This window comes from Streptomyces sp. NPDC051576 (assembly GCF_040681835.1).
In the GTDB taxonomy this organism is placed as follows: Bacteria; Actinomycetota; Actinomycetes; order Streptomycetales; family Streptomycetaceae; genus Streptomyces.
Map to the genome: position 1 here is coordinate 62666 of NZ_JBFAZO010000017.1, position 22582 is coordinate 85247.

Consider the following 22582-nt stretch of genomic DNA (forward strand, 5'->3'; position numbering starts at 1 on the left):
CCGTAGAGTGACGGATCCGTACGATGAATACTTGAGAATCCGCATTACTTGCGTGATAGTTCGAGCATGTCCGTGGATCCGCTGTCCGACGCCCTCGCCGTCGCCGACGCCCGCAGTGTGTTCTCCGGCGGCTTCACGGCCGGCGGGGACTGGGCCATCCGACTGCGCGGCCGCGACCGGCTGAAGGTGAATGCCGTGGTCCGGGGCGGCTGTCTGCTGGTCCGCGAGCCGGCCGGCGAACCCCTGCGGCTCACCGAGGGGGACGTGGTGATCTCCGACGGCGGACAGCCGTACACGCTGTGCAGCCGGCCCGGGGTCGAGCCCACCGACTCCGAGGACGTCGTCATGGACCCGGCGACCCGGATGGGCCGGCTCGGGCCGGGCGAGGACGTGGACGTCGTCTGCGTGTCCGGGCACATCGACCTGAGCCGGGACCGCGGGGACCTGCTGCGGCGGGCGCTGCCGGAACTCGTCCACGTACGGGCCGACTCGCCCGAGGCCGGTGTACTGCGGTGGCTCATAGGGCAGTTGGCGGCCGAGATGCGGACCCGCCGGGCCGGGGTCGAACTCGTCTCGGCCCAGCTCGCGCAGTTGATGTTCGTCCAGGTACTGCGGGTCTGTCTGGCCGAGTCGGACGGGCTGCCGCCCGGCTGGCTGCGTGCCATCGCCGACGAGCGGCTCGCCCCGGCGCTGCGCCTGATGCACGGCGATCCGGCCCACCCCTGGCAGTTGGAGGAGCTGGCCCGGGCGGCGGCGATGTCCCGCACCACGTTCGCCGTACGGTTCAAGGAGGCAGCCGGGGTGCCGCCCCTGACGTATCTGCTGAACTGGCGCATGAACCTCGCCGCCCGGGCCCTGCGCCAGGACACCGCCCCGGTCGGGGCGCTCGCCCGGTCCGTCGGCTACACCTCCGAGAGCGCCTTCAGCAACGCCTTCAAACGGGCGGTCGGGGTGGCCCCCCGGCGTTACCGCGAGGAGGCTCTGGCTAGGAGCTGAGCCGTTCTTCGAGCCGTACGGTGACCCGGTCCCCCTCGCCCTTTCCGATGGCCTTGCGGAGATCGGCTTTCACGGGCAGTTTGTGGGTGCCGTCGCCCAGGGCCATGAACGAACTGCGGAAAGGGTGGCCGTCGATCGTGCCGCGGACTTTCACGAGACCGCGGGTTCCGAAGAACGCGACGGACTCCGGCCAGACCAGATAGGTCCAGCCGGCGTCGTTCGGGCTCTTGATCAATTCGGCGGTGAATTCCTCGTTCAACGGGGTGTTGGTGCTCATGACGTCCTCCGCTCGGGGTGGCCTGCGGAACAAGAGACCGCCCCGAGCGGCGAAACTCATCGCGGACGCCGGCTCTCAGGCGCCGGCGGGCACCCGGTCGAGGAAACCGAGCACGGAGCGGATACGGCCGTCCGCGTCCAGCGTGATCACGTCGAAGCCGGCGACGGGAGCCGAGCCGTCAGCCTCGCTCACCAACTCCCAGGCGAAGCGCGCGGTGTCGTGGTGCCCGTCGACCGTGGCCAGCGGACGGAAGGCGAACCCCGGAAACTGCTCTTGGGCTCCGGCGATCAGCGCCGCGATCTCCGTGTGGCCGGTGACTGCCGCCAGCGGGTCGGTGTAGGTACCCTCGACGGACCAGGCGGCGGCGACCGCCTTCGTCAGCGCCTCCGGATCGCCCGCGTTCCAGGCCTCGAAGTAGCGGGCGACGGCATTCTCGTACCGGTCGGTGTTCTCGGACATGGTGAATCAGCCTCCGTCGAGGTCGTTCGTACTGGTCAGGGGCCGGGTATCGGTCTCTGCCGACCCGGTGCCTCCACCATGCCGGGGCCCGCGCGAAGCGTCGATTACCCCTCGGGTAATGGCGGCGGGAGATCGCCGGAAAGGGCCTCCGAAGCATTTCGGCCAAAGAAGGCTGTGAATATGCCAAGAGACTGGCTAAAAAGTCGTGGTGACAGTGTTTCAGGAGTGAACATACTCGACTGCTAGGACACTTCTTCACGATGCGAATCCGCCATCGTGCGCACCACCTGAGCCACCCGAGCCGCCAGCAGAGCCGCATGGAAAGCGAGGCCCGACCGGCATTCGAGACACGCGACGGGGGAGTGATCGTGCACGACGAATTCCTGTGCCATGTCACCGCGTACGGCAGTTGCGGCGGACAGCGCGTCGGGGTGCCCTTGGGGACCTACCGCGCTCCCACCCTGGCACTGGCCCTGTGGTGGTTACGGGACCGGGCGGTCTGGATGGCCGACCGGCTCGACCCGCAACCCGACAACCCGCGCTTCCCCAGGAGCGCCCTGGTACCGGTCGCCGACTCGGTGGTCGACGTACCCCGGGCACTGCGCACCTGGAGCCGTGACGTGTCCCAACAGGAGGTCGTGGCCTACGAGTTGGCGGCCGGACGATTAGTCCGGATCGCCATCAGTGACGACACCACCGAGTACGAACTGCTCGCCGAATCGGTGGACGCCCTCCGTATGCAGCGGACCGCTCCGGCACTCGTCGTTCCTGTCGCCTGACACGTGTCGCCCGTGGCGCAGCCCTGACCGCTGACCGGGCACACATATGGACGAATCGGTAGAATTCAGGGCATGTCAGAGCGGCCGATGGCGCCGGCGGCGCCCGAACTCCTGCTGGAGACCGAGTCGGGCTCCACGGTCATGACCCCGGGCCGCGACTACCACGTCGGGCGCGATCCCCTGAGCGACATCGTCATCGACGACGCCCGGGTCTCCTGGCACCACGCGGTCCTCCGCCCCGAGGCCGACCACTGGACGCTGGCGGACGAGCACAGCACCAACGGCACCTACGCCGACGGCCGCCGCATCCAGGAGTGGGGCGTCGGCCCGGGCAGCGTGATCCGCTTCGGCAATCCGGCCGACGGCCCCCGCGTCGTGCTGGCCGGCCGCCCCGCCCCGGCCCCGGAACGCCCCTCGGCCGTGTCCATGCCCGCCTTGACCGGCACCTTCAAGCAACCGACCACCGTAAGGCCGCTGCCCGCCCGTACCGTCCGCATCGGCCGGGCCGCCGACAACGACCTCGTCGTCGACGACCTGACCGTCTCCCGCCGTCACGCCGAACTGCGCGCCCTCGCCGACGGCACCTACGAGATCGTCGACCTCGGCAGCCACAACGGCACCTACCTCAACGGCCAGCCCGTCGCCCGCGCCCCGATCGGCACGGGCGACATCGTCGGTATCGGACACTCCGCGTTCTGTCTCGTCGGCGACCAGTTGCAGGAGTACGTCGACACCGGCGAGGTCTCCCTCGACGTGCAGGACCTCACGGTCGCCGTCGACCACGGCCGCAAGGTCCTCCTCGACCAGGTGTCGTTCCCGGTCGGCGAGAAATGCCTGCTCGCCGTCGTCGGACCCAGCGGCGCCGGAAAGTCCACCCTCCTCAACGCGCTCACCGGCCAGCGCCCCGCCGACCGCGGCACCGTCCTGTACGACGGCCGCGACCTCTACCGGGACTACGCCGAGCTGCGCCAGCGCATCGGCCTGGTCCCGCAGGACGACATCCTGCACGCCCAGCTCACCGTGCGCAGCGCCCTGTCCTACGCGGCCGAACTGCGCTTCCCGCAGGACACCGCCAAGGCCGAGCGGCGGGCCCGGGTCGACGAGGTGATCCGTGAACTCGGGCTCGAACAGCGCGCCGGGCAGCCCGTGCACAGCCTCTCCGGCGGCCAGCGCAAACGTGTCAGCGTGGCCCTGGAGCTGCTGACCAAACCGTCGCTGCTCTTCCTCGACGAACCGACCTCCGGTCTCGACCCGGGCATGGACCGCTCGGTGATGCACATGCTGCGCGGCCTCGCCGACGACGGCCGTACCGTCATCGTCGTCACCCACAGCGTCCTCAGCCTCGACGTGTGCGACCGGCTCCTGGTGCTCGCGCCCGGCGGCAGGGTCGCCTACTACGGGCCGCCCGGCGACGCCCTCGCGTTCTTCGGCTTCGAGCACTGGCCGGAGGCCTTCGAGGCCTTCGAGCGGGATCAAGAACGGGACTGGGCGCGGGAGTTCGCGGAATCGCCCTTCCACCGCCAGTACATCCGCAACTCGACCGCGCAGCCGCACCAGCTCGGCGACGGCCCGGTCGCCGTGGCCCCACCGCCCAGACCCCGCAGCCGCGGCGCCCAACTCGGCACGCTGGTACGGCGCTACACCGCGGCCCTCGGCGCCGACCGGACCTTCCTCGCCATCATGATCGCGCTGCCGTTCGTGATGGGCGCGATGGCCCGCGCGCTCGCCGGGAGCAAGCTGACCCAGGAGACGGCGATGAACGCGCTGCTCATCCTGTGCGTCGGCGGAGTCCTGACCGGAGCGGCCAACGCGGTGCGCGAACTCGTCAAGGAACGCGCGATCTACCGGCGCGAGCGAGCCGTCGGCCTGTCCAGATCGGCCTACCTGCTCTCCAAGGTCGTCGTCCTGGGCGCGATCACCGTCGCGCAGGCCGTGGTGCTCACCCTGGTCGGCCTGTTCGGCGTGGATCTCAACGCGCCGGGCGGTAAAGGGGTGTTGATGCCACCACTGATCGAGATCACCGTGGCCGTCGCACTGTTGGCGTTCACCGCGATGATGCTCGGCCTGCTGGTCTCCGCGATGGTGCGCAAGGAGGAGGTGACGATGCCCCTGCTCGTGCTGCTCGCCATCGTCCAAGTGGTGTTCTGCGGCGCCCTGTTGAAACTGCACGGCGTGCCCGGCCTGGAACAGCTCTCCTGGCTGGTGCCCTCGCGGTGGGCGCTCGGCGGGATGGCCGGCACCGTCGGCCTTGCCCGGATCGTGCCGGGCGAGCTGACCGCCGATCCACTGTTCCGGCACTCGGCCGGGGTGTGGCTGCTCAACATGGGCATGCTCATCGTGCTGTCGCTGCTCTTCGGCCTCCTGGTGTCCCGGCTGCTGCGGCGGCACGAACCCGCCGTGATGCGGAAGTAGGGGCCACCACGATGACCATGACGCCCATGACGCCGACCCCCGGATTCCGGCCGACGCACGTCGTCCCCGAGCACGGGATGCCCGCCTGGGAGGCCCCGGACCCCGCCCGCCCCACCGTGCCGCTCGACGCACTGCTTCCGGTCCAGCTCCTCGAACGGCGCGGCGACTGGGCCCACGCCCTGTGCTCCAACGGCTGGTCCGCCTGGGTCGACGGCCGCCAGCTGATCTCCGTCGCCCAGGAACCACCGGCGGCCGGCGGCCCCCTCACCCGCACCGCCGACCCACGCCCTCTGCTCGCCCGCGCCGAACAGGCCCTCACCCGCTACCGGAGCGCCGTCGAGGACCTCGCGGGCGGCGGCCTCGACGGCGCGTCCTTCGCGGCCCGCACCAAGGGCCTGCGGATCGGGGTGGTCGTCGACGGCGAATCCGTCTGGCTCTACGACGCCGACCACGAACGCTGGGTGCACAGCGACGGCACCCGCATCAGCACCTTCGCCTCGGACGACGGACCCCGCGCCGAACCGGCCGACCCCGGCCACGCCCCCACCCAGGTCGTGAGCCCCGATGGCCCGTGACGCGAGCCTCTTCTCCGGCCGCCCCTCCGAACTCGTCGGGCAGCAGATCGCCGGCTACCGCATCGAGGACGAGATCGGCCGCGGCGGCATGGCCGTCGTCTACCGCGCCCACGACCTGCGCCTGGACCGCACGGTCGCCCTCAAACTGCTGGCCCCCGAACTGGCCCGCAACGACACCTTCCGCAAACGCTTCACCCACGAGTCCCGGGTCGCCGCCGCGATCGACCACCCGCACATCGTGCCCGTCTTCGAGGCGGGCGAGACCGACGGCGTCCTCTACATCGCCATGCGCTACGTCGCCGGCAGCGATCTGCGCCATCTCCTGGACCGTGCGGGCCCGTTGGCGCTCCCGACGGCCGTCCGCATCGCCACCCAGGTCGCGTCCGCGCTGGACGCCGCCCACGAACACGGCCTGGTCCACCGGGACGTGAAACCGGGCAACATCCTGGTCGCCCGCGGCACCGACAGCGACCACCCCGAGCACGTGTACCTCACCGACTTCGGCCTGACGAAGAAGTCGCTGTCCCTGACCGGCTTCACGACGGTGGGCCAGTTCGTCGGCACGCTCGACTACGTCGCCCCCGAGCAGATCTCCGGGCGGCCGGTCGACGGGCGCTGCGACGTGTACGGCCTCGCCTGCGTCGTCCACGAGACCCTCGCGGGCCGGCCACCGTTCCGCCGCGACGACGACATGGCCCTGCTCTGGGCCCACCAGTACGACCTGCCGTCCCCGCTCACCGAATCCCGCCCGGACCTGCCCGCCCACGTCGACACCGTCTTCGCGAAGGCACTGGCCAAGAGCCCCGACGACCGCTACGACTCGTGCCTCGCGTTCGTCACGGACCTGCGCGGAGGCATCGCCGGGCACGCGCCCACCGAGGTCGACCTGCGGGTAGCAGCCGGAGCCGTGCCGAACGAGCGGCCTCCGGAACCGCCGTCATGGGCGGAACCGGTGTTCAGACGACGCCCCTAGTCACAGCCCGGTCTCCGGTGCCGGCCCGTTCAGTGGCACTCGTCGCGCCACCAGCTTGCGCTGCGAGATCCGCCAACCCGCCCCCACCCGCACCACCGTGTCGATGTACGTCACCGACCCGCACGACCCGTCCGCCTTGACCCCCAGCCCCTTCGACCGGACCCGGACCCGTCCCTCGACCGGCTCCTCGATCACCACGTTCGTGACGTGATGCGCGACGGGGTTCCCGGCACCCAACGCCAGTGCCGCGTCCACGAAGGCGGTGAGACCGGTGACCGTGCCCTGGCCGAAGTCGCTGAGGTCGTACTCGACGTCCGGGGTGAACACCTCGGCCACCCGGTCGAGTTCGCCCTCGTCGACCAGGTGGCCGTGGAGTGCGATCAACTCCTGGATGGCCAGGCGGTCTTCGAGAGCCAATGCCATGTCTGCCCTTCCCTCGGCTGCGCGCACACTCTCACGCCGGACGCCGAGGCCGCGCGGGAATTTCGACCTCGCCCCGCTTCCGCACCGGCCGAGCCACCAACGCCCCCAGGAACCCCGCCACGAACCCCCACAGCGCGGCCAGCCCCACCGCCGACCACAGCTCCGGCTTCAGGAACAGGTCGCCGGAGAGGCCGCCGCCCACGTCGCCGATGCCGAGGAGGGAGAGGCCGTAGTGGGCGGAGACGCGGCCGACCAGGCAGATCATGAGGACCGCGAGGGCGAGGGCGACCGCGAGGTGGACGGCGTGCTGCCAGGCGCGGACGTGGGACGGCGAGCGGACGGCCATCAGGAACGCGGCGGACAGGAGCAGGACCGCGTTCACGACGAGGAGCCACCACACCCGGCCGTCGTAGGCGGCGAGGGAGCGCAGGTTCAGGGTGGAGACGTCCGGGGTGCGCAGGACCTCGTCCAGCAGGTGGGGCATCGGCAGGCCGAAGGGGCCGTGCACCCGGCCGTTCCAGGTGGCGCCCAGGCCGATCGTCAGGGCCAGCCAGACGAGGTTCGGCATGCCGAGCAGGATCAGGGCGAGGGACTGGGTGACTTGGCCACGTGTCGCCGCGACCACGAGGCAGACCACGATGCCGAGCGCGACGTAGACGAGCAGAAGGGCCACCACCGCGTACGCGGCCGGGCGCACCGACGCGTGGAAGCGCAGCAAACGGGCGGGGAGGGGTGCCCCCGGCGACACGAGGAGGGCGAGCACCAGGACACCCGCCAGCCACAGCAGACCGAACAGGACCGTCTGTGCGACGTCCGCCTCGAAGCCGACCTCCGGTGACGCGCCGAGCAGGTCGCCGATGTCGCCGAGGGTTCCGTTGCCCAGGGAGATCGAGAACTTCTGGCGCGCGCCGAGGGCCAGTCCGATCAGACCGAGCAGCCACAGGACGGCGACACGGGCTGCCCAGCCGGCGAGTTCCCCGGCCGAGGCGACCGCGCGGTGCCGCAGCGGCCGTAGGAAACCGGCGGCGGTCGTGAGGGCGCCGGCCAGGGTCACCGAGAGGGGGATGACGGTCAGGCCCGCCTTCGTGTCGGCGAGCGAGCCCGCGTTCCCGGCGAGTTTCACCGTGCCGCCGACCGCCGTCACCACCGTCGCCGTGACGACCCGGGGGAAGGCCCCGTCCGGGAGGTCCGTCGCGCCCGCCGCCCACAGGCCCAGCGCGGCGACCACACCCATGGTGAGCAGCCCGGCCAGGACCGTGGTCAGGGCCTGGACCCAGCCGTGGCGGGCGACTGCCTGGTCAGAGGGGGTTTCGGGGCTCACGCTGCCACCGTAGGCAGCGCTCGCGGAGCGCGCCCGCCGGGAGGGCCGTCCGCGTCGGCTTGCGAGCGGACCGGGACCGGAGCACACAATGGGTTCGTTGCGGATAAGTGGATATAGCGGCATGAACCATCAGAAATGCCGCTCTAGCCCGCGTCGGGAAGAAGAGCTCGTGAGCGTCGAACCTCCGTCTTCAGGCCGCCCCACCGGACCGCCCTCGGGTCCGCTGTCGGGACCCTCCCAGCCGCCTTCGGGCCCGCCCTCGCAGCCCACGGGCGGCGGTGGGCCGGGCGCACCCGAGCCACATCGCCCCTGGTGGAAGTCGGCCCCACGCGTCGCGATCCTCACCACCGCCGTGGTGGCCGCCGTCGTCCTCGCCGTGGTCCTCACCACCCGCTCCGACAGCGGCGGCTCGACCAGCACGGCGACCAAGGGCGAGGTCTTCCTCCAGGCCGCGGCGAAGACCGGCCCCGACCCGTTCACCGAGTCCTCGGCGACCGAGAACTCCGCCCCGCCCGTCTCCGCCTCACCCACCGCCTCGGAACCGGCGAACGCGGTCCGCGGTGTCGAGGGCGGTGCCCCCGGCCTCTACGGCGGCACCCAGAACGTCTCCAGTTGTGACGTGGAGAAGCAGATCAAGGCCCTCCAGGCGGCCCCCGCGAAGAACACGGCGTTCGCGTCCGTCGTCGGCGTCCAGCCCGCCGGAGTCCCCGCCTACCTGCGCTTGCTCACCCCCGTACAACTGCGCATGGACACCCGCGTCACCAACCACGGCTACCGCGACGGCGCCGCCACCAGCTACCAGGCCGTCCTCCAGGCCGGCACCGCCGTCCTCGTCGACGGCCACGGCGTGCCCCGCGTGCGGTGCGCCTGCGGCAACCCGCTGTCGCCGCCCGTCGCCCAGCAGACGACCCCCAAGCCGACCGGCGACACCTGGTCGTCGTACCGGCCGCAGAACGTCGTCGTGGTCACGCCCGCACCGCAGATCATCAACATCTTCGTGATCTACGACCCCCACAACGGCCACTGGTTCGGCCGCCACCACGGAGACACGGGCCGGCACGACCACCGGACCCCGGCGCCGCTGAACCCGGCCAGCCCCTCGGTGACCGTGTCCCCGCCGACCTCGCCGTCCTCCAACTCGCCGTCGCCGTGCGCCTCCTCGGCCCCCGGCACTCCGGGAACGCCCGGCACGTCAACGAGCCCGTGCCCGCCGACGTCGAGCAGCCCGTCGTCCCCGTCCTCCCCGTCCTCCTCGTCCCCGAGTACGGAGTCGCCGTCCTCCGAACCGCCGTCGACCGAGTCCTCCGCCGCCTCGTCGGCCTCGTCGTCCCCACCCGAATCGCTCGCCTCCGACACGACGACCTCGGCGTCGACATCGGTCTCCACCCTCAGCGCGCCGGTTTGGTCGGCGACGAGTCCACCGTCACTCTGATAGGGGGACTGCCGAGCGTGTTGCTGGGTACGAGCACTGATGCGACAGCAACAGACCGGCGCCCGCTTTCGAGAGAGACACGCATGATCGACCACCGGGACGGGGTAGTGATACCGACTCGTTTCGACGTGCCCGTGGAACCGCTGAGGCGGGCGGCGCACTACACCGGCGAACCAGGCTGCATCTCTGCGGCACGGCACCTCACGCACATGTTCCTGGAGCAGCTCAGGACAGAGTGGTGCGCCACGATCGACGACCGCGCCGACAGCGAACTGCTGCTGGTCGTGAGCGAGTTGGTCACCAACGCGGACCGGCACAGCAACGGCCCGTACATCCTGGAGCTGGAGGGCACGGACACCGCGGTGACGGTGTCCGTCTGCGACAGCAGCATCGCCCTGCCCCGGCTCTTCGCCCGGGACCCCGAGCGCATCGGCCGGCACGGTCTGGAGATCGTCCACGCCCTCGCCGCGCAGGTGACGGTCGAACGGGTACCGGTCGGCAAGCGGGTCCGGGCCGTGGTGCGGCTGAGCGGCGAGGACCGCTAGAAGCTCAGGTCCCGGTGCGGGTGGCGGTGATCACCTCGTGCAGGTATCGCTTGGTGACCCGGCCGCCGTGCCGGGTCTCCAGCAGCTCGCGGAGACATGACAGAAGGCCCTCGCGGGAGGGCTCGTCCAGGGCGAGATGGTTCGAGTACGTGAGCAGGACGTCGAGGTACTCGTCGGTCGTGTACGTGATCTCCCGTGCGCCGCGCCACACCCGCACGCCCTCGAAGTGCTCCGAGCGCTCGAACTCGCCGGTGTCCGTCACGGACTCGTCCTCGGTCGGACTCCGGAAGCCGGGCGGGGTGGTCGGGTCCCAGCGTTCGTAGCAGCGCTGGGAACGGTCGAAGAACTCCTGCGTGCCGCCCGCGACATGGTGGGTGGTGACGACCGCGAACGTCCCGCCGGGTCGCAGCGCGGACGCCACCCTCGCGACCCGCGTCCTGGGATCCAGCCAGTGGTACGCCGTCGCGATCACCGCCAGGTCGAACGGCTCGTCCGGCAGCTCCCACCGCTCGAAATCCGCCACCCGCACCTCCGCCCGCGGGAACGCGCTCAGATTGCGCCGGGCCACCGCCGCCAGCGACGGACCCAGCTCCACGGCGGTCAGTCGGCAGCCGAACTCGGCCAGCGGGACGGTGAGTTGGCCGGTACCGGGGGCGATCTCCAGGACCCGGCTGTGCGGGCCGAGAGCGGCGGTGCGGGCCAGTTCCTCGACCAGCGGGCGCGGATACCGGGGGCGGGCCCGGTCGTAGCGCTCGGCCGCCCCGTCGAAAGTGTCGCGCAGCACCGTTCTCGCACCCTTCGTCCCGGCGATTCCACCCAGGGCAGAATGCTCATCCCTTGCCCTGGCGTCCAGCGCTTTTAGTCTGAGGGGGTGAGCAACCAAGCGCCGAACCAAGCCCGCGTGATCCCCCTGCGCCCGCACGAGCCGGCCCCTCACCTGCCGGAGCCGACGGTTCCAGCGCCCAAGGAGCCGCTGTGGCGCGACCTGGTCGGTGACGTCCTGCGGCGCGAGCGTCTCGCCCAGGAGCGCACCCTGAAGGACGTGGCCGACGCCGCCCGGATCTCCATGCCGTATCTCTCGGAGGTGGAGCGGGGCCGCAAGGAGGCCTCCTCGGAGGTGCTCGCGGCCGCCGCCCACGCCCTCGGTCTCGACCTCGGCGACCTGCTGTCCCTGGCCCGGGACGAATTCACCCAGCACCGCAACAGGCAACGGAGCAGGGTGAGTTCGCCGTACAACGGGCTGTGCCTGGTCGCCGCCTGACGAGGTCGCTCAGGCCGCGACGAGGCGCCTGCTGACCACCTCGTCGGCGAGGCCGTACGCCACCGCCTCGTGCGCGGTGAACACCTTGTCGCGGTCCATGTCGGCGCGCAGCGTCGCGATGTCGTGGTGGGTGTGCCGGGACAGCACCTCCTCAACCTGGGCGCGGATCCGCACCATCTCCTTCGCCTGGAGGGCGAGATCGGAGACCATGCCGCGCTGCCCGCCGCTCGCCGGCTGGCCGAGCAGTACCCGCGCGTGCTCCAGGACGAACCGCCGCCCCGGGTCGCCGCCCGCGAGCAGCACGGCCGCCGTCGAGGCGGCCTGGCCGACGCAGAAGGTCGAGATCGGGGCCTGTACGTACGTCATCGTGTCGTAGATCGCCATCAGCGAAGTGAACGATCCGCCGGGGGAGTTGATGTAGATCGCGATCTCGCTCTCCGGGGACGACGACTCCAGATGGAGGAGTTGCGCGATGACGACGTTGGCGACGCCGTCGTCGATCTCGGTGCCGAGGAAGATGATCCGCTCGGCCAGCAGCCGGCTGAACACATCGTAGGACCGCTCGCCCTGCGGGGTCCGCTCGACGACGTTCGGAATCGTGTACGTCCCCATGTCAGAGCCCCATCCGTCGCTTGGAGGCGGCCGGGCGCACGTCGGCCAGTGAGGCGACGACCTGGTCCACCATGCCGTACTCCTTTGCCTGTTCCGCCGTGAACCAGCGGTCGCGGTCGCCGTCGCGGGAGATCGTCTCCTCGGTCTGGCCGGTGTGCTGGGCGGTGAGGCGTTCGATGGTCCTCTTCGTGTGCTCCAGGCTCTCCGCCTGGATCTCGATGTCGGCGGTGGTGCCGCCGATGCCCGCCGACGGCTGATGCATCATGATCCGCGCGTGGGGGAGCGAGTAGCGCTTGCCGTGGGCGCCGACGCTGAGCAGGAACTGGCCCATGCTCGCCGCGAAGCCCATCGCCAGCGTCGACACGTCGTTCGGGATCAGCTGCATCGTGTCGTAGATGGCGAGGCCCGCCGTCACCGAGCCGCCGGGACTGTTGAGGTACAGGCTGATGTCCGTGCGCGGGTCCTCCGCGGACAGGAGCAGCAACTGCGCGCAGACCCGGTTCGCGGAGACCTCGTCGACCTGGGTGCCGAGGAAGACGATCCGCTGCCCGAGCAACTGGGCGGCCAGGTGGTCGTCGAAGCGTGAGGACGGGGTGTCGAGTTCCTCGGCGCGTGGCATGAAGGGCGGCGCGAGACCGGCGGTGAGTGGAGACATCGGTCCTCCTTGTCGAGGCTGTGTGATGTCTCCACTGTCGACCGGGAAGCGCCCGAACTGCGGGTTTCTAGGCTGGTAGCAGATTCGCCGTGGGCAGAGCGGTCACTTCTCGCGGAGTTGGCGGAAGAAGGCCTGGACGTCGGCGGCCAGCAGGTCCGGTTCCTCCATGGCGGCGAAGTGGCCGCCCCGGTCGAGCCTGGTCCAGCGCACGATGTTCTCGGTCCGCTCGGCCTTGTGGCGCAGCGGGAGCTGGATCTCGGCGGGGAAGACGGCGAGTGCGGTGGGGACGGTCGACGGGAGGGTGGGTGCGGCGGCCCGCGCGCCGGTGGCGTGGGCCCGCTCGTAGTAGATCCGGGCGGCCGAACCGGCGGTCCCCGTGAGCCAGTACAGCATCACGTTGGTGAGCAGCCGGTCCCGGTCGACGGCCTCCTCGGGCAGTTCCTCCGAGTCGGTCCACTCCCTGAACTTCTCGACGATCCAGGCGAGTTGGCCGACCGGCGAGTCCGTGAGGCCGTAGGCAAGGGTCTGCGGGCGGGTGGAGTGCAGGACGGCGTATCCGGTGCCCTCACGCGACCAGGCGGCCCAGCGGCGCCAGGATTCCAGGGCGTCCGCCCGCTCCTCGGGGCCGAGCGCGGCCAACTCCTCGGGGGTGGGTTCGGTGAGCGCCTGCGCACCCGGCAGCAGGTTGAGATGGACGCCGATCACCCGGTCGGGGTGGGCGCGGCCCAGCTCGCGGGAGATCGCCGAGCCCCAGTCGCCGCCCTGCGCGCCGAACCGCTCGTAGCTCAGCCGGCTCATCAGCTCGGCCCAGGCGTCGGCGATGCGGCCCGCCTCCCAGCCGGTGTCGGCGGGCGGCCCGGAGAGGCCGAACCCGGGGATGCTCGGCACGACCACGTGGAAGGCGTCGGCCGGGTCGCCGCCGTGGGCCGCCGGATCGGTCAACAGGCCCACGATGTCGACGAATTCGACGATCGAGCCCGGCCAGCCGTGGGTGAGGACCAGCGGGGTGGCGTCCGGTTCCGGGGAGCGGATGTGCGCGAAGTGGATGTTCGAGCCGTCGATGGTGGTCGTGAACTGCGGCCACGTGTTCAGCTCGGCCTCGGCCGCACGCCAGTCGTACTCGTGCCGCCAGTACCGCACCAGCTCCCGCAGATAGCCGGCCGGTACGCCGTACGCCCAGCCGGTGCCGGGCAGCTCGTCGGGCCAGCGGGTGCGGTCGAGGCGGGCGTGCAGATCGTCGAGGTCGGCCTGGGGGATGTCGATGCGGAACGGGCGGACGCTGTCTGCCTGCGGATACGTCATGGACTGCGAGCCTAGTCGCGGGCCGGGGGTCGGCCATCTGGATTATTCGGCCGCCCGACCGATGAGTTTCGCGGGGAGGATCGGTCGATACAGATGACCGTGTTCGATGCCCCAGGAGCCCATGGAGGAACGCATGACCACCGACGGATTCACCACGTGTCTCTGGTTCGACGGCCAGGCCGAGGAGGCCGCCCAGCTCTACGTGTCGATCTTCAAGAACTCCAGCATCGGCCGCACCAGCCACTACGGCCAGGGCGCCCCGCAGCCGGAGGGCTCGGTGCTCACCGTCGAGTTCACGGCCTTCGGCCAGAAGTTCGTCGCGCTGAACGGCGGCCCGGAGTTCAAGTTCACCGAGGCGATCTCCTTCCAGATCCCGTGCGAGAACCAGGAGGACATCGACTACTACTGGGCGAAACTCATCGAAGGCGGCGGTGAGCCCGGCCCCTGCGGCTGGCTCAAGGACAAGTTCGGCCTGTCCTGGCAGGTCGTCCCCAACCGGCTGATCGACATGATCACCGACCCGGACCCCGCGAAGGTCGCCCGGGCGACCGAGGCGTTCATGAAGATGAGCAAGTTCGACCTCGCCGCCTTGGAGAAGGCCTTCGCGGGGGAGTGACCCGGTTACCTCGGCTGCGCCAGCGCCGCCACCTCGGCGGCGCTCAGCGCCCTGCCGTACACCCGGAGGTCGTCGACGGCGCCCTTGAGGTACGGGTCGGCGTACTGCGACCTGCCGACATACCCGGCCCGGATGTGGTTGCCGAAGCGGCGCGGCTCCACGGTGACGGCCGCGTTCCGGCCGGCCTCCGCGCCGTCCACGTACAGGACCGCGGTCCCCTCGCCGTAGGCCACCGCCACATGGACCCAGCGGTCGGTGGGCAGCGGGTCGGCGTCGATGCGCTGCTCGGCGCCCGCCCCGCCCGCGGTGATCGCGTACCGCAGGGTGCCGTCGCCGCTGAGCGGGGTCAGGAACATGTTGGCGGTGACACCGGTACCGAGGTCGAGGATCCGGCTCCAGACGCCCGGCCGGCCGTCCAGCCGGACCCACGCGGCCAGCGAGTAGGCCGAGGCTCCCGCCAACAGGTCCTCGGCGAGGGCGACATGGCCGTCGACACCGTCCAGCGCGACCGCGCCGCCGAGGCGGCCGTCGCTCAACCATGAGGCGCCGCCGACCAGTTGGGCCGTACGGCCGTTGCCCGTCGCGTCGGACGCCGTGGTCCCCGAGGTCTCGTCGAAGCGATGCCAGGCGGCGAACTCCGGGGGAGGGGGCGGGGGTTCGCCGGTCAGCCAGTACACCGAGTAGTGCTGGTGATGGACGCGGGCGACCGGCAGCAGGGGCACCTCCACGCCGTCCGCGCGGGCGGTGAAGCGCAGCGGGTCCGAGGACTCCTGCCGTAAGGAGTCGACGTCCAGGCGGGACAGCCACGGGTCCGCCTGGTCACCGAACGCCCCGGCCAGCACCACCGGCCCGTGCAGCACGGCCCGGACATCGGGGTCGTCGGGGGTCGCCTCGACGACCGTGCGCATCGGCAGGGACACCTCGACCCGGTCACCGGTGCGCCATGTGCGGTCCAGGGTGAGCCAGGTGCCGGGCTTCGGACGGGCGGGCAGCGGACGGCCGTTGAGGGTGGCGCGGGCGCCGGCGGCCCAGGCCGGGATCCGCACGCGCAGCCGGTGCGCGGCCCGGCCCGCGGTGACCGTCAGGGCGGTGGTGGAGCGGTCCGGGAAGCCGGTGGTCTGCCGCCAGGTGATGCCCCGCTCGTGCCAGACGACCTCGGACGGGATGAACAGGTTGACCAGCAGGCCGAGTTCGTCGTGCGTGTAGATCGTGTCGGCGAACTTGGCCTGCGTCTCCATGCCGGTGCCGTGGTCGCACGAGAAGTTGTCGTAGTCCGTGGAGTACACGTCCGGATCCGCGCCCATGAACGACGGCTGGCGCTTGAACGAGCCGGGCGCGAGACCGGTGTAGTAGATGTTGAAGCCGTGCTCGGAGTCCGGGTCCTGCTCGCCCAGCATCTGGTTGAACAGGACGCGTTCGTAGAAGTCGAGCAGCTCCGTGCGGTCCGGCGTGTGCAGGTGCAGCAGCCGGGTCAGCTTGAGCATGTTGTAGCTGTTGCAGTTCTCGCAGGTGTTGTCCGACAACTGCCCTGCCACGACGTCCGGTTCGTGGAATGCCTCGCCGTTGCTGTTGCCGCCGATGACGTACGAGTGGTGCCCGGTGACGATCTCCCAGAAGTTGGCGGCGATCGTCCGGTACCGGTCGGGCAGGCCCTCCTCCCACAGCCGCAACGCGCCGACCATCTTCGGGATCTGCGTGTTGGCGTGCAGTCCGGCGAGTTGGTCCTCGTTGCGGGCGAGGGGGTCGAAGACGCGGGCGTGGGTGAAGCGTTCGGCCGCCTCGAGCCAGACGCCGTCACCGGTGAGGGCGTGCAGATCGGCGAGCACGTCGTTCATCCCGCCGAACTCGGTCTCCAGCACCCGCTGCATCTGCTCGTACGACAGCCTCGCGGTCCGCGCGTCGACCCAGCGCGCCTGCTGCAGCACAACGTCCAGCGCCTGCTCGTTCCCGGCCAGCCGGTATTGCTCGACGAGCCCCGCCATGATCTTGTGGATCGTGTAGTACGGCGCCCACACCCCGGTCCCGGCCTCCAGCCGGTCGAAGAAACTCTCCGGGAACGCGGACAGATAGCCCGTGCCGAACCCGGCGGCGGGGGAAGCCGCCTGACACTTCGCCAGTTCGGCGACCAGCGCACGACCCTTGGAAATCAGCGCCGTGTCACCGGTGTTGGCGTACGCGAGGGCGAGTCCGGAGAGCAGATGCCCGGTGGAGTGGCCGCGCAGCTCCACGTCCGGTCCCTCCCAACCGCCGCACGGCTGGGCACTGCTGGGCAGGCCGACATTGGTGCGGAAGGTGTGCAGCAGCCGGTCGAGGTCGACGAAGCGCAGATAGGCCGAGTTGCGGCGCTGGTTGTCCCGGAACGGACTGTCCAGCAGGGTCACGGCGGCGAGCGGGAAGGGGCGGGTGCGGGTGGCCGTGGCTCGGGGTGTGGCATGGGCGGTTCCGCCGCCGGTGAGGGCGAGGGCCGCCGAGGTGGCACCTGCGGCCGCGAGCAACTGACGTCTGCCCAGGGGTGGGGTCATCACCAAGGTCCTTCGCATGCCGAGGAGTCGGGGCGGCGGTGTCCCTCCATCGCCCCAACTCTGTTCGAAATCACGGATGTTGTGCGACATGCTGTGCGCTGGACACGCTATGCGCCTGCTGTGTGATGTCAACAGGGCATGGAGGGGCGGCGGTTGCCGGTGGGGATCAGGTGTCGCTGTTCAGCAGCAGGGCGTGCAACTCGGCCGCCCGTCCGGCCAGTTGCTCCGCCTGGCCGGCCTCGGCGCGGGTGCGCGGCCGGGGCAGGGTGATGTCGAGGACCGTACGGATCCGGCCGGGGCGGGGCGTGAGCACCACCACCCGATCGGCGAGCAGCACCGCCTCGTCGACGGAGTGGGTGACGAGGACGACGGTGGACGGATGCTCACGGTGCGTCCGCTGCAACTCGGCGCACAACTCGTCCCGGGTGAGCGCGTCGAGCGCGGAGAACGGCTCGTCCATCAGCAGCACCCGGGGCCGCAGCATGAGCGACCGGCACAGTGCCACCCGCTGCTGCATCCCGCCGGACAGCTCGTGCGGCAGGCGCCGCTGGAAGCCGTCCAGGCCCATCGTCTCGATCAGCCCCAGCGCGAGTTTCCGCGCGCCGTTGCGCCGCTCGCCCGCGATCTCCGCAGGCAGCAGCACATTGTCCAGCACCGACCGCCACGGCAGCAGCGCCGGACGCTGGAAGAGGACGGCGCAGTCGGGGCGCGGCCCGGTGACGGCACGGCCGCCCACCATGACCTCCCCCCGCGTCGGCGGCACCAGCCCGGCGATCAGCCGCAGCAGCGTCGACTTCCCGCAACCGGAACGCCCGACGACCGCCACGAATTCACCGTCGTCGGCCTCCAGATCGATGCCGTGAAGCGCTTCGACGGAGCCCCGCCGATGCGTGAACTCCTTGGAAACGCCCCGTAATTGGATCACGCGTCGACTCCCGTCGGCCGCCGTGCGCGGAGTACCGAAAATCGCTCTGCTGGATTGTGGCATACCCGCGTACGCTTTTCCGGATCGCGCCCCCCGGCGATAACCCCCACCGACTGCCGTCGTCCCCCCACCCATTCCCCACCGGGGAGGTCGCATGATCCGCTCGAACCGTACGACCACGGTGCTCTGCGCGGCGCTCACGCTCCTGGCCGCCGCTGCCTGCGACTCCAACTCCGGCTCCAAGAGCACGAGTTCGGCCAAGGAACACATCACCTACGTCACCGCCTTCGGCGCGGCGGGACGGGACGCGTTCGCCTGGGTGGCCGAGCAGAAGGGCTATTTCCGGGACGCCGGAATCGACGTACAGATCGAACTCGGAAAAGCCGCCGGAGAGAACCTCAAGGCCCTCGCCTCCGGAAAGGCGCAGTTCACGACCCTCGACCTGACGGGCGCGATGATTTCCGCCGGGGCCAAGAACTCCACGGCCTATCGCGACTTCCGCGCCGTGCTCGCCGTCCATCAGCGCACCCTGGTCTCCATCATGGCGATGCAGGGCTCGGGCATCGCCACCCCGAAGGACCTCAAGGGCAAACGGATCGCGGCCGCCGCCAACTCCGTGAACCAGATGCTGTTCCCCGGTTATGCCAGGCTCGCCGGCATCGACGCCACCGGCGTCCGCTGGATCGCCGTCCAGCCCGTCCAGTTGGGCCCGGCCCTCGCCAGCGGTAAGGCCGACGCGCTCAGCACGTTCCTCATCGGCCGGCCCACCATCGAGAAGGCCACCGTGCAGGCCCGGTCGAAGCATGTCGTGGTGTTCCCCTACAGCACCTACCTGCCCGACCTGTACGGCAACGCGACCGTCACCTCGGCCTCCCTCGCCGCGAAGAGCCCGGACCTGGTCAAGCGCTTCCGCACCGCCCTGCTCAAGGGGCTGAAGTACACGATCCAACACCCCGACGAGGCCGGGAAGTTGCTGCACGCCAAGCACCCGGAGACCGACGCCGCGGCCGCGACCGCGGAGATCAAGCTGATGACACCGTCCGTGACGGCCGAGGGCACGGAGAACATCGGCCTCATCACCGAGACACGGATGCAACGGGCCATCGCCAGTCTGCAGAGTGCCGGTGTCATCCAGCCCGGGATGACACCGCAGGACGTCGTCGACTTCGCCGCCATGAAGACGAGTTGACGGCCGTGGAGACCCCGCTCTCGTACGTCTTCGACAACGACCACCCCGAAGCCGTCGACCGGCACGGCCAACTTCCGGCCATCCTGGACGAGTTCACCATCTCGCGGCTCTCCTCCCTCGGCGACCTGACCGGTCTGCGCTGTCTGGAGACCGGTGCCGGGGGCGGCAGCATCGCCGCCTGGCTCGCCCGGGCGACGGGACCCACGGGGCGGGTGCTGGCCACCGACGTCAACACCCGCCATCTGCCGCCGAGTCCGCCGTACGACGTGCTCGTGCACGACCTGGAGGGCGAACCGGTGCCGGACGGCCCCTGGGACGTGATCCACGCCCGGCTGGTGCTGCTGCACCTGCCCGGACGGGAGACCGTGCTGCGCGGGCTCGCGGAAGCCCTCGCGCCCGGTGGCGCACTGGTGGTGGAGGACTTCGAGACGACCTTCCGCAAGCTGGTGCTGGCGGCCCCCACTCCACAGGCCACCCAACTGGTCGACCGCTACCACGAGTTGCTCGTCGAGCGTGTGCTGCCCGCCCACGGCAACGACCCCACCTGGGCAGGACGGGTGCCCGCCGTCATGCTGGACGCGGGCCTCACCGACATCGACACCGTGATCCACTCCCGGTCCTGGCCGGGCGGCACCGCGGGCGCGCTGCTGATCGGCGCGAACATCGCCCAGGCGCGGGAGGACTTCCTGGCGGCGGGCATGACCGGGGCCGAACTGGACGAGCTGAGCCGACTGGTCGCCGACCCCCGGCTCCTGCTGCGCGGCCACTTCACCTACTCGACCATCGGCCGCAGGCCCCCGGCGTGAGACGCGTCCTGTCGGCGGGCCCGCCGCTCCTGGCGGCGGTGTGCGCGCTGGCGGGGTGGTGGCTGGCGACCGTCGTCTTCGGCATCCGGCCGTTCCTGCTGCCGTCGCCGCCCGACGTCGTCCACGCCTTCGACCGGCTGCCCGGGTATCTGCTCCGCCAGACCTGGCAGACGTTCACCGAGACGGTCGTCGGCTTCGGCCTCGCCGTCGGCGCGGGACTGGCGACCGCCGTTCTGCTCACCGCCTCCCGCGGCGTGGAACGCGCGGTCATGCCGCTGCTGGTCGCCGTGAACGCCGTCCCGAAGATCGCGGTGGCACCGCTCCTCGTGGTCTGGCTCGGCTTCGGGACGGCGCCGAAGGTGTTCATGGTGGCCCTGCTCGCCTGGTTCCCCGTGGTCGTGTCGGCGATGGCCGGGCTGACCTCGGTCCCCCTGGAACTGACCGAGCTGGCCCACTCCCTCACCGCCTCCCGCTGGCAGACCTACCGCAAACTCCGCATCCCCTGGGCCCTGCCCCAGGTCTTCACCGGACTGCGCCTCGGCGTCACCCTGGCCGTCGTCGGCGCGGTGGTCGGCGAGTTCGCGGGCGGCGACCAGGGCCTCGGCTACGTCATCGTGGCCTCCGGCGGCAACGCCGACACCCCCCTCGCGTTCGCCGCGATGGCCTTGCTCAGCGCCATGAGCGTGCTGCTCTTCTACGCCGTCGTCCTCGCCGAGCGGGCACTGCTGCCCTGGGCCCGCGAGATCACCGGCTGAGCCGACCCGGCGCGACTCCTCCCCGTAACCACTGCGTTTCGGACGTTAATTTCCGTGCCCAAAGGGTTGGCGGGAAACCATCCCCTCGTTATCGTTCACGCACTTCACTCAATCGTTCCGCTGAACGAATAGCTGAACGAATAGCGACAAGGACGGTCGGTACATGTCCGACATCCACCACCCGGGCCGCCGGTCGGTACTCGCCGCGGGCGCCGCCTCGGCCGCGGCGCTCGGCGGGTCCTGGCTGCTGACCGGCTGTACCGGGGCGGCGGCCGCCCCCGTCCTGCCGGCCGCCGCCCAGAAGGGCGCCCCCGACCGAGGCGGCACCCTCCGCATCGCCCGGCCGCCCGCCTCCGACGCCGAGACGCTCGATCCGGCCAGCTCGCTGTCGGCGTACGAATACCTGGGCGCCCTCTACAACCGACTCGTCCGCATCGGCACGGACGGCGAGCTCGCCCCCGACCTCGCCGAGTCCTGGGAGCCCGACGCCAAGGCCCGCACCTGGACCTTCCGCCTCCGCAAGGGCGTCACCTTCCACAACGGCCGCGCCTTCACCTCCGCCGACGCCGCCTACACGCTGCGCCACATCCTGGACAAGGCGACCGCCTCGCCGCAGGCCGCCGTGCTCGCCCCGCTCATCGATCCGGCGAAGCTGGGCACGCCCGACGCCCACACCCTCGTCGTCCCGCTGAAGACGCCGAACGCCGAGTTCCCCAGCCTGCTGACGCACTACAACTGCTACGTCGTCCCGGACGGCAGCGCGAAGTCCGTCGGCCGCACCGGCATCGGCACCGGCCCCTTCAAGCTGGAGTCGTTCGCACCGGCGGGCCCCGGCCGCGTCACCGCCTACGCCGACCACTGGGCGGGCCGCCCGGTCCTCGACGCCATCGCCTTCTACTCGGTCGCCGACATGTCGGCGAGGTCAAACGCCTTGCTGGCAGGCCAGGTCGACCTCCTCTCCCAGACCAACCTCGACTTCGCGACCGCCCGCCTGGTCGCCGCCTCCGACCGCGCCACCATCGCCCGCGTGAAGAACGCCCAGTGGTACGTCCTCCCGATGCTCACCACCGAGAAGCCCTTCACCGACGTACGCGTCCGCCAGGCCATGAAGCTCGCCTACGACCCCGAGCACGTCGTAAAGGTCGCCCTCCAGGGCGCGGGCACGGCGGGCTGGGACAACCCGGTGCCGCCCAGCGACCCGGCATACATCTCCGCGCACCCGAAGCACGACCCGGAACAGGCCAAGTACCTGCTCAAGCAGGGGGGCCACGAGGGTCTGGCGATGGACCTCTACACCTCCTCCTACGACCCGCTGTTCACGCCGATGGCGCTCGCCTACCAGGACTCGGCGAAGCGGGCCGGCATCCGGATCAAGGTCAAGACGGCCTCCGCGGACTCCTACTACACACAGATCTGGATGAAGAAGCCGCTGATGGCCACCTACTGGTTCACGGGCCGTCCCGTGGACCAGCTCTTCACCCAGATCTTCCGCAGCGGTTCCTCCTACAACGAGACCGCCTGGTCCGACAAGGGCTTCGACGCCGTGCTCGACCGGGCCCGCGCCGAGCTCGACGACACCAAGCGGCGCGAACTGTACGGCGAGGCGCAGACGTTGGTGATCGAGAGGGGCGGGGCGATGACCCCGATGTTCGCCGACCGGCTCGTCGGCATCTCCCGCAAGGTGCGCGGATACGCCGAGCACGGCTTCGAGTTCGACTACCTCGGCATCGGCCTGAAGGGAGCCTGA

At 70.8% G+C, this 22582-nt stretch carries 23 protein-coding genes; 13 read left to right on the forward strand and 10 right to left on the reverse strand.

Annotated elements, in window-relative coordinates:
• Positions 1 to 66 precede the first annotated feature (66 nt).
• Positions 67 to 996: an AraC family transcriptional regulator gene (locus AB0M63_RS41400; protein WP_366023009.1), complete on the forward strand. Its 930-nt coding sequence runs from the start codon at positions 67 to 69 to the stop codon at positions 994 to 996.
• Here AB0M63_RS41400 and AB0M63_RS41405 read toward each other — a convergent pair.
• A complete protein-coding gene (locus AB0M63_RS41405; RefSeq protein WP_366023010.1) occupies positions 986 to 1273 on the reverse strand; it encodes a DUF1905 domain-containing protein in 288 nt (95 codons plus the stop codon). The genes AB0M63_RS41400 and AB0M63_RS41405 overlap by 11 nt on opposite strands.
• 75 nt (positions 1274 to 1348) lie before the next feature.
• Positions 1349 to 1732, reverse strand: a complete 384-nt coding sequence (locus AB0M63_RS41410; protein ID WP_366023011.1) for a nuclear transport factor 2 family protein — start codon at positions 1730 to 1732, stop codon at positions 1349 to 1351.
• A gap of 368 nt (positions 1733 to 2100) precedes the next feature.
• Between AB0M63_RS41410 and AB0M63_RS41415 the strand changes: the two genes are divergently transcribed.
• From AB0M63_RS41415 to AB0M63_RS41430, 4 genes are all read left to right on the forward strand, one after another.
• A complete protein-coding gene (locus AB0M63_RS41415) occupies positions 2101 to 2511 on the forward strand; it encodes a hypothetical protein (protein ID WP_355902536.1) in 411 nt (136 codons plus the stop codon).
• A 72-nt stretch (positions 2512 to 2583) separates the two neighbouring features.
• Positions 2584 to 4923 (forward strand): FHA domain-containing protein, encoded by a 2340-nt coding sequence (locus tag AB0M63_RS41420; RefSeq protein ID WP_366023012.1) that lies wholly within the window; start codon positions 2584 to 2586, stop codon positions 4921 to 4923.
• Between the two features lie 26 nt (positions 4924 to 4949).
• Positions 4950 to 5498: a hypothetical protein gene (locus AB0M63_RS41425; RefSeq protein WP_366023013.1), complete on the forward strand. Its 549-nt coding sequence runs from the start codon at positions 4950 to 4952 to the stop codon at positions 5496 to 5498.
• Complete coding sequence (locus AB0M63_RS41430) at positions 5488 to 6471, forward strand: serine/threonine-protein kinase (RefSeq protein WP_366023014.1); 984 nt, start codon at positions 5488 to 5490, stop codon at positions 6469 to 6471. The genes AB0M63_RS41425 and AB0M63_RS41430 overlap by 11 nt, the downstream gene beginning before the upstream one ends.
• On the opposite strand, the gene AB0M63_RS41435 is transcribed toward AB0M63_RS41430, so the two are convergent.
• Both AB0M63_RS41435 and AB0M63_RS41440 read right to left on the reverse strand, forming a co-directional pair.
• Entirely contained in the window at positions 6472 to 6894 is a 423-nt protein-coding gene (locus tag AB0M63_RS41435) for a nuclear transport factor 2 family protein (protein WP_355902528.1), read from the reverse strand. It abuts the gene before it with no gap.
• 31 nt (positions 6895 to 6925) lie between these two features.
• Positions 6926 to 8215 carry a streptophobe family protein gene (locus tag AB0M63_RS41440; protein ID WP_366023015.1) on the reverse strand — a complete coding sequence of 430 codons (1290 nt, stop codon included), beginning with the start codon at positions 8213 to 8215 and terminating at the stop codon, positions 6926 to 6928.
• A gap of 169 nt (positions 8216 to 8384) precedes the next feature.
• On the opposite strand from AB0M63_RS41440, the gene AB0M63_RS41445 reads away from it, so the two are divergent.
• Positions 8385 to 9647 carry a DUF6777 domain-containing protein gene (locus AB0M63_RS41445; protein ID WP_366023016.1) on the forward strand — a complete coding sequence of 421 codons (1263 nt, stop codon included), beginning with the start codon at positions 8385 to 8387 and terminating at the stop codon, positions 9645 to 9647.
• Positions 9648 to 9730: 83 nt separating this feature from the next.
• A complete protein-coding gene (locus AB0M63_RS41450) occupies positions 9731 to 10192 on the forward strand; it encodes an ATP-binding protein (RefSeq protein WP_355902522.1) in 462 nt (153 codons plus the stop codon).
• Between the two features lie 4 nt (positions 10193 to 10196).
• On the opposite strand, the gene AB0M63_RS41455 is transcribed toward AB0M63_RS41450, so the two are convergent.
• Positions 10197 to 10976 carry a class I SAM-dependent methyltransferase gene (locus tag AB0M63_RS41455; protein WP_366023017.1) on the reverse strand — a complete coding sequence of 260 codons (780 nt, stop codon included), beginning with the start codon at positions 10974 to 10976 and terminating at the stop codon, positions 10197 to 10199.
• 87 nt (positions 10977 to 11063) lie between these two features.
• Between AB0M63_RS41455 and AB0M63_RS41460 the strand changes: the two genes are divergently transcribed.
• On the forward strand, positions 11064 to 11453 hold the full coding sequence (locus tag AB0M63_RS41460) for a helix-turn-helix transcriptional regulator (RefSeq protein ID WP_366023018.1): 390 nt from the start codon (positions 11064 to 11066) through the stop codon (positions 11451 to 11453).
• Between the two features lie 9 nt (positions 11454 to 11462).
• Here the strand turns inward: AB0M63_RS41460 and AB0M63_RS41465 are convergent, their stop codons facing one another.
• From AB0M63_RS41465 to AB0M63_RS41475, 3 genes are all read right to left on the reverse strand, one after another.
• Positions 11463 to 12065, reverse strand: a complete 603-nt coding sequence (locus AB0M63_RS41465; RefSeq protein ID WP_355902517.1) for an ATP-dependent Clp protease proteolytic subunit — start codon at positions 12063 to 12065, stop codon at positions 11463 to 11465.
• A gap of 1 nt (position 12066) precedes the next feature.
• Positions 12067 to 12720: an ATP-dependent Clp protease proteolytic subunit gene (locus AB0M63_RS41470; RefSeq protein ID WP_366023019.1), complete on the reverse strand. Its 654-nt coding sequence runs from the start codon at positions 12718 to 12720 to the stop codon at positions 12067 to 12069.
• 102 nt (positions 12721 to 12822) lie between these two features.
• Positions 12823 to 14022: an epoxide hydrolase family protein gene (locus tag AB0M63_RS41475; protein ID WP_366023020.1), complete on the reverse strand. Its 1200-nt coding sequence runs from the start codon at positions 14020 to 14022 to the stop codon at positions 12823 to 12825.
• Positions 14023 to 14155: 133 nt separating this feature from the next.
• Here AB0M63_RS41475 and AB0M63_RS41480 point away from each other — a divergent pair, with 133 nt between their 5' ends.
• On the forward strand, positions 14156 to 14638 hold the full coding sequence (locus AB0M63_RS41480) for a VOC family protein (RefSeq protein WP_366023021.1): 483 nt from the start codon (positions 14156 to 14158) through the stop codon (positions 14636 to 14638).
• A gap of 5 nt (positions 14639 to 14643) precedes the next feature.
• Here the strand turns inward: AB0M63_RS41480 and AB0M63_RS41485 are convergent, their stop codons facing one another.
• Complete coding sequence (locus tag AB0M63_RS41485; RefSeq protein ID WP_366023022.1) at positions 14644 to 17160, reverse strand: beta-L-arabinofuranosidase domain-containing protein; 2517 nt, start codon at positions 17158 to 17160, stop codon at positions 14644 to 14646.
• A 166-nt stretch (positions 17161 to 17326) separates the two neighbouring features.
• Complete coding sequence (locus AB0M63_RS41490) at positions 17327 to 18085, reverse strand: ABC transporter ATP-binding protein (RefSeq protein WP_355902507.1); 759 nt, start codon at positions 18083 to 18085, stop codon at positions 17327 to 17329.
• Between the two features lie 154 nt (positions 18086 to 18239).
• Here AB0M63_RS41490 and AB0M63_RS41495 point away from each other — a divergent pair, with 154 nt between their 5' ends.
• From AB0M63_RS41495 to AB0M63_RS41510, 4 genes are all read left to right on the forward strand, one after another.
• Entirely contained in the window at positions 18240 to 19274 is a 1035-nt protein-coding gene (locus tag AB0M63_RS41495) for an ABC transporter substrate-binding protein (protein ID WP_366023023.1), read from the forward strand.
• Positions 19275 to 19279: 5 nt separating this feature from the next.
• Positions 19280 to 20080: a methyltransferase domain-containing protein gene (locus tag AB0M63_RS41500; RefSeq protein ID WP_355902946.1), complete on the forward strand. Its 801-nt coding sequence runs from the start codon at positions 19280 to 19282 to the stop codon at positions 20078 to 20080.
• On the forward strand, positions 20077 to 20835 hold the full coding sequence (locus tag AB0M63_RS41505) for an ABC transporter permease (RefSeq protein ID WP_366023024.1): 759 nt from the start codon (positions 20077 to 20079) through the stop codon (positions 20833 to 20835). The genes AB0M63_RS41500 and AB0M63_RS41505 overlap by 4 nt, the downstream gene beginning before the upstream one ends.
• Positions 20836 to 20998: 163 nt before the next feature.
• On the forward strand, positions 20999 to 22582 hold the full coding sequence (locus AB0M63_RS41510) for an ABC transporter substrate-binding protein (RefSeq protein ID WP_366023025.1): 1584 nt from the start codon (positions 20999 to 21001) through the stop codon (positions 22580 to 22582).

Bases quoted from the DNA above. Each gene is read 5' to 3' on its own strand.
- AB0M63_RS41410 (WP_366023011.1), bottom strand. From the start codon at position 1,732: ATGTCCGAGAACACCGACCGGTACGAGAATGCCGTCGCCCGCTACTTC.
- AB0M63_RS41405 (WP_366023010.1), bottom strand. From the start codon at position 1,273: ATGAGCACCAACACCCCGTTGAACGAGGAATTCACCGCCGAATTGATC.
- AB0M63_RS41425 (WP_366023013.1), top strand. From the start codon at position 4,950: ATGACGCCGACCCCCGGATTCCGGCCGACGCACGTCGTCCCCGAGCAC.
- AB0M63_RS41485 (WP_366023022.1), bottom strand. From the start codon at position 17,160: ATGACCCCACCCCTGGGCAGACGTCAGTTGCTCGCGGCCGCAGGTGCC.
- AB0M63_RS41495 (WP_366023023.1), top strand. From the start codon at position 18,240: ATGATCCGCTCGAACCGTACGACCACGGTGCTCTGCGCGGCGCTCACG.
- AB0M63_RS41400 (WP_366023009.1), top strand. From the start codon at position 67: ATGTCCGTGGATCCGCTGTCCGACGCCCTCGCCGTCGCCGACGCCCGC.
- AB0M63_RS41435 (WP_355902528.1), bottom strand. From the start codon at position 6,894: ATGGCATTGGCTCTCGAAGACCGCCTGGCCATCCAGGAGTTGATCGCA.
- AB0M63_RS41510 (WP_366023025.1), top strand. From the start codon at position 20,999: ATGTCCGACATCCACCACCCGGGCCGCCGGTCGGTACTCGCCGCGGGC.
- AB0M63_RS41475 (WP_366023020.1), bottom strand. From the start codon at position 14,022: ATGACGTATCCGCAGGCAGACAGCGTCCGCCCGTTCCGCATCGACATC.
- AB0M63_RS41470 (WP_366023019.1), bottom strand. From the start codon at position 12,720: ATGTCTCCACTCACCGCCGGTCTCGCGCCGCCCTTCATGCCACGCGCC.
- AB0M63_RS41420 (WP_366023012.1), top strand. From the start codon at position 2,584: ATGTCAGAGCGGCCGATGGCGCCGGCGGCGCCCGAACTCCTGCTGGAG.
- AB0M63_RS41480 (WP_366023021.1), top strand. From the start codon at position 14,156: ATGACCACCGACGGATTCACCACGTGTCTCTGGTTCGACGGCCAGGCC.
- AB0M63_RS41465 (WP_355902517.1), bottom strand. From the start codon at position 12,065: ATGGGGACGTACACGATTCCGAACGTCGTCGAGCGGACCCCGCAGGGC.
- AB0M63_RS41450 (WP_355902522.1), top strand. From the start codon at position 9,731: ATGATCGACCACCGGGACGGGGTAGTGATACCGACTCGTTTCGACGTG.
- AB0M63_RS41430 (WP_366023014.1), top strand. From the start codon at position 5,488: ATGGCCCGTGACGCGAGCCTCTTCTCCGGCCGCCCCTCCGAACTCGTC.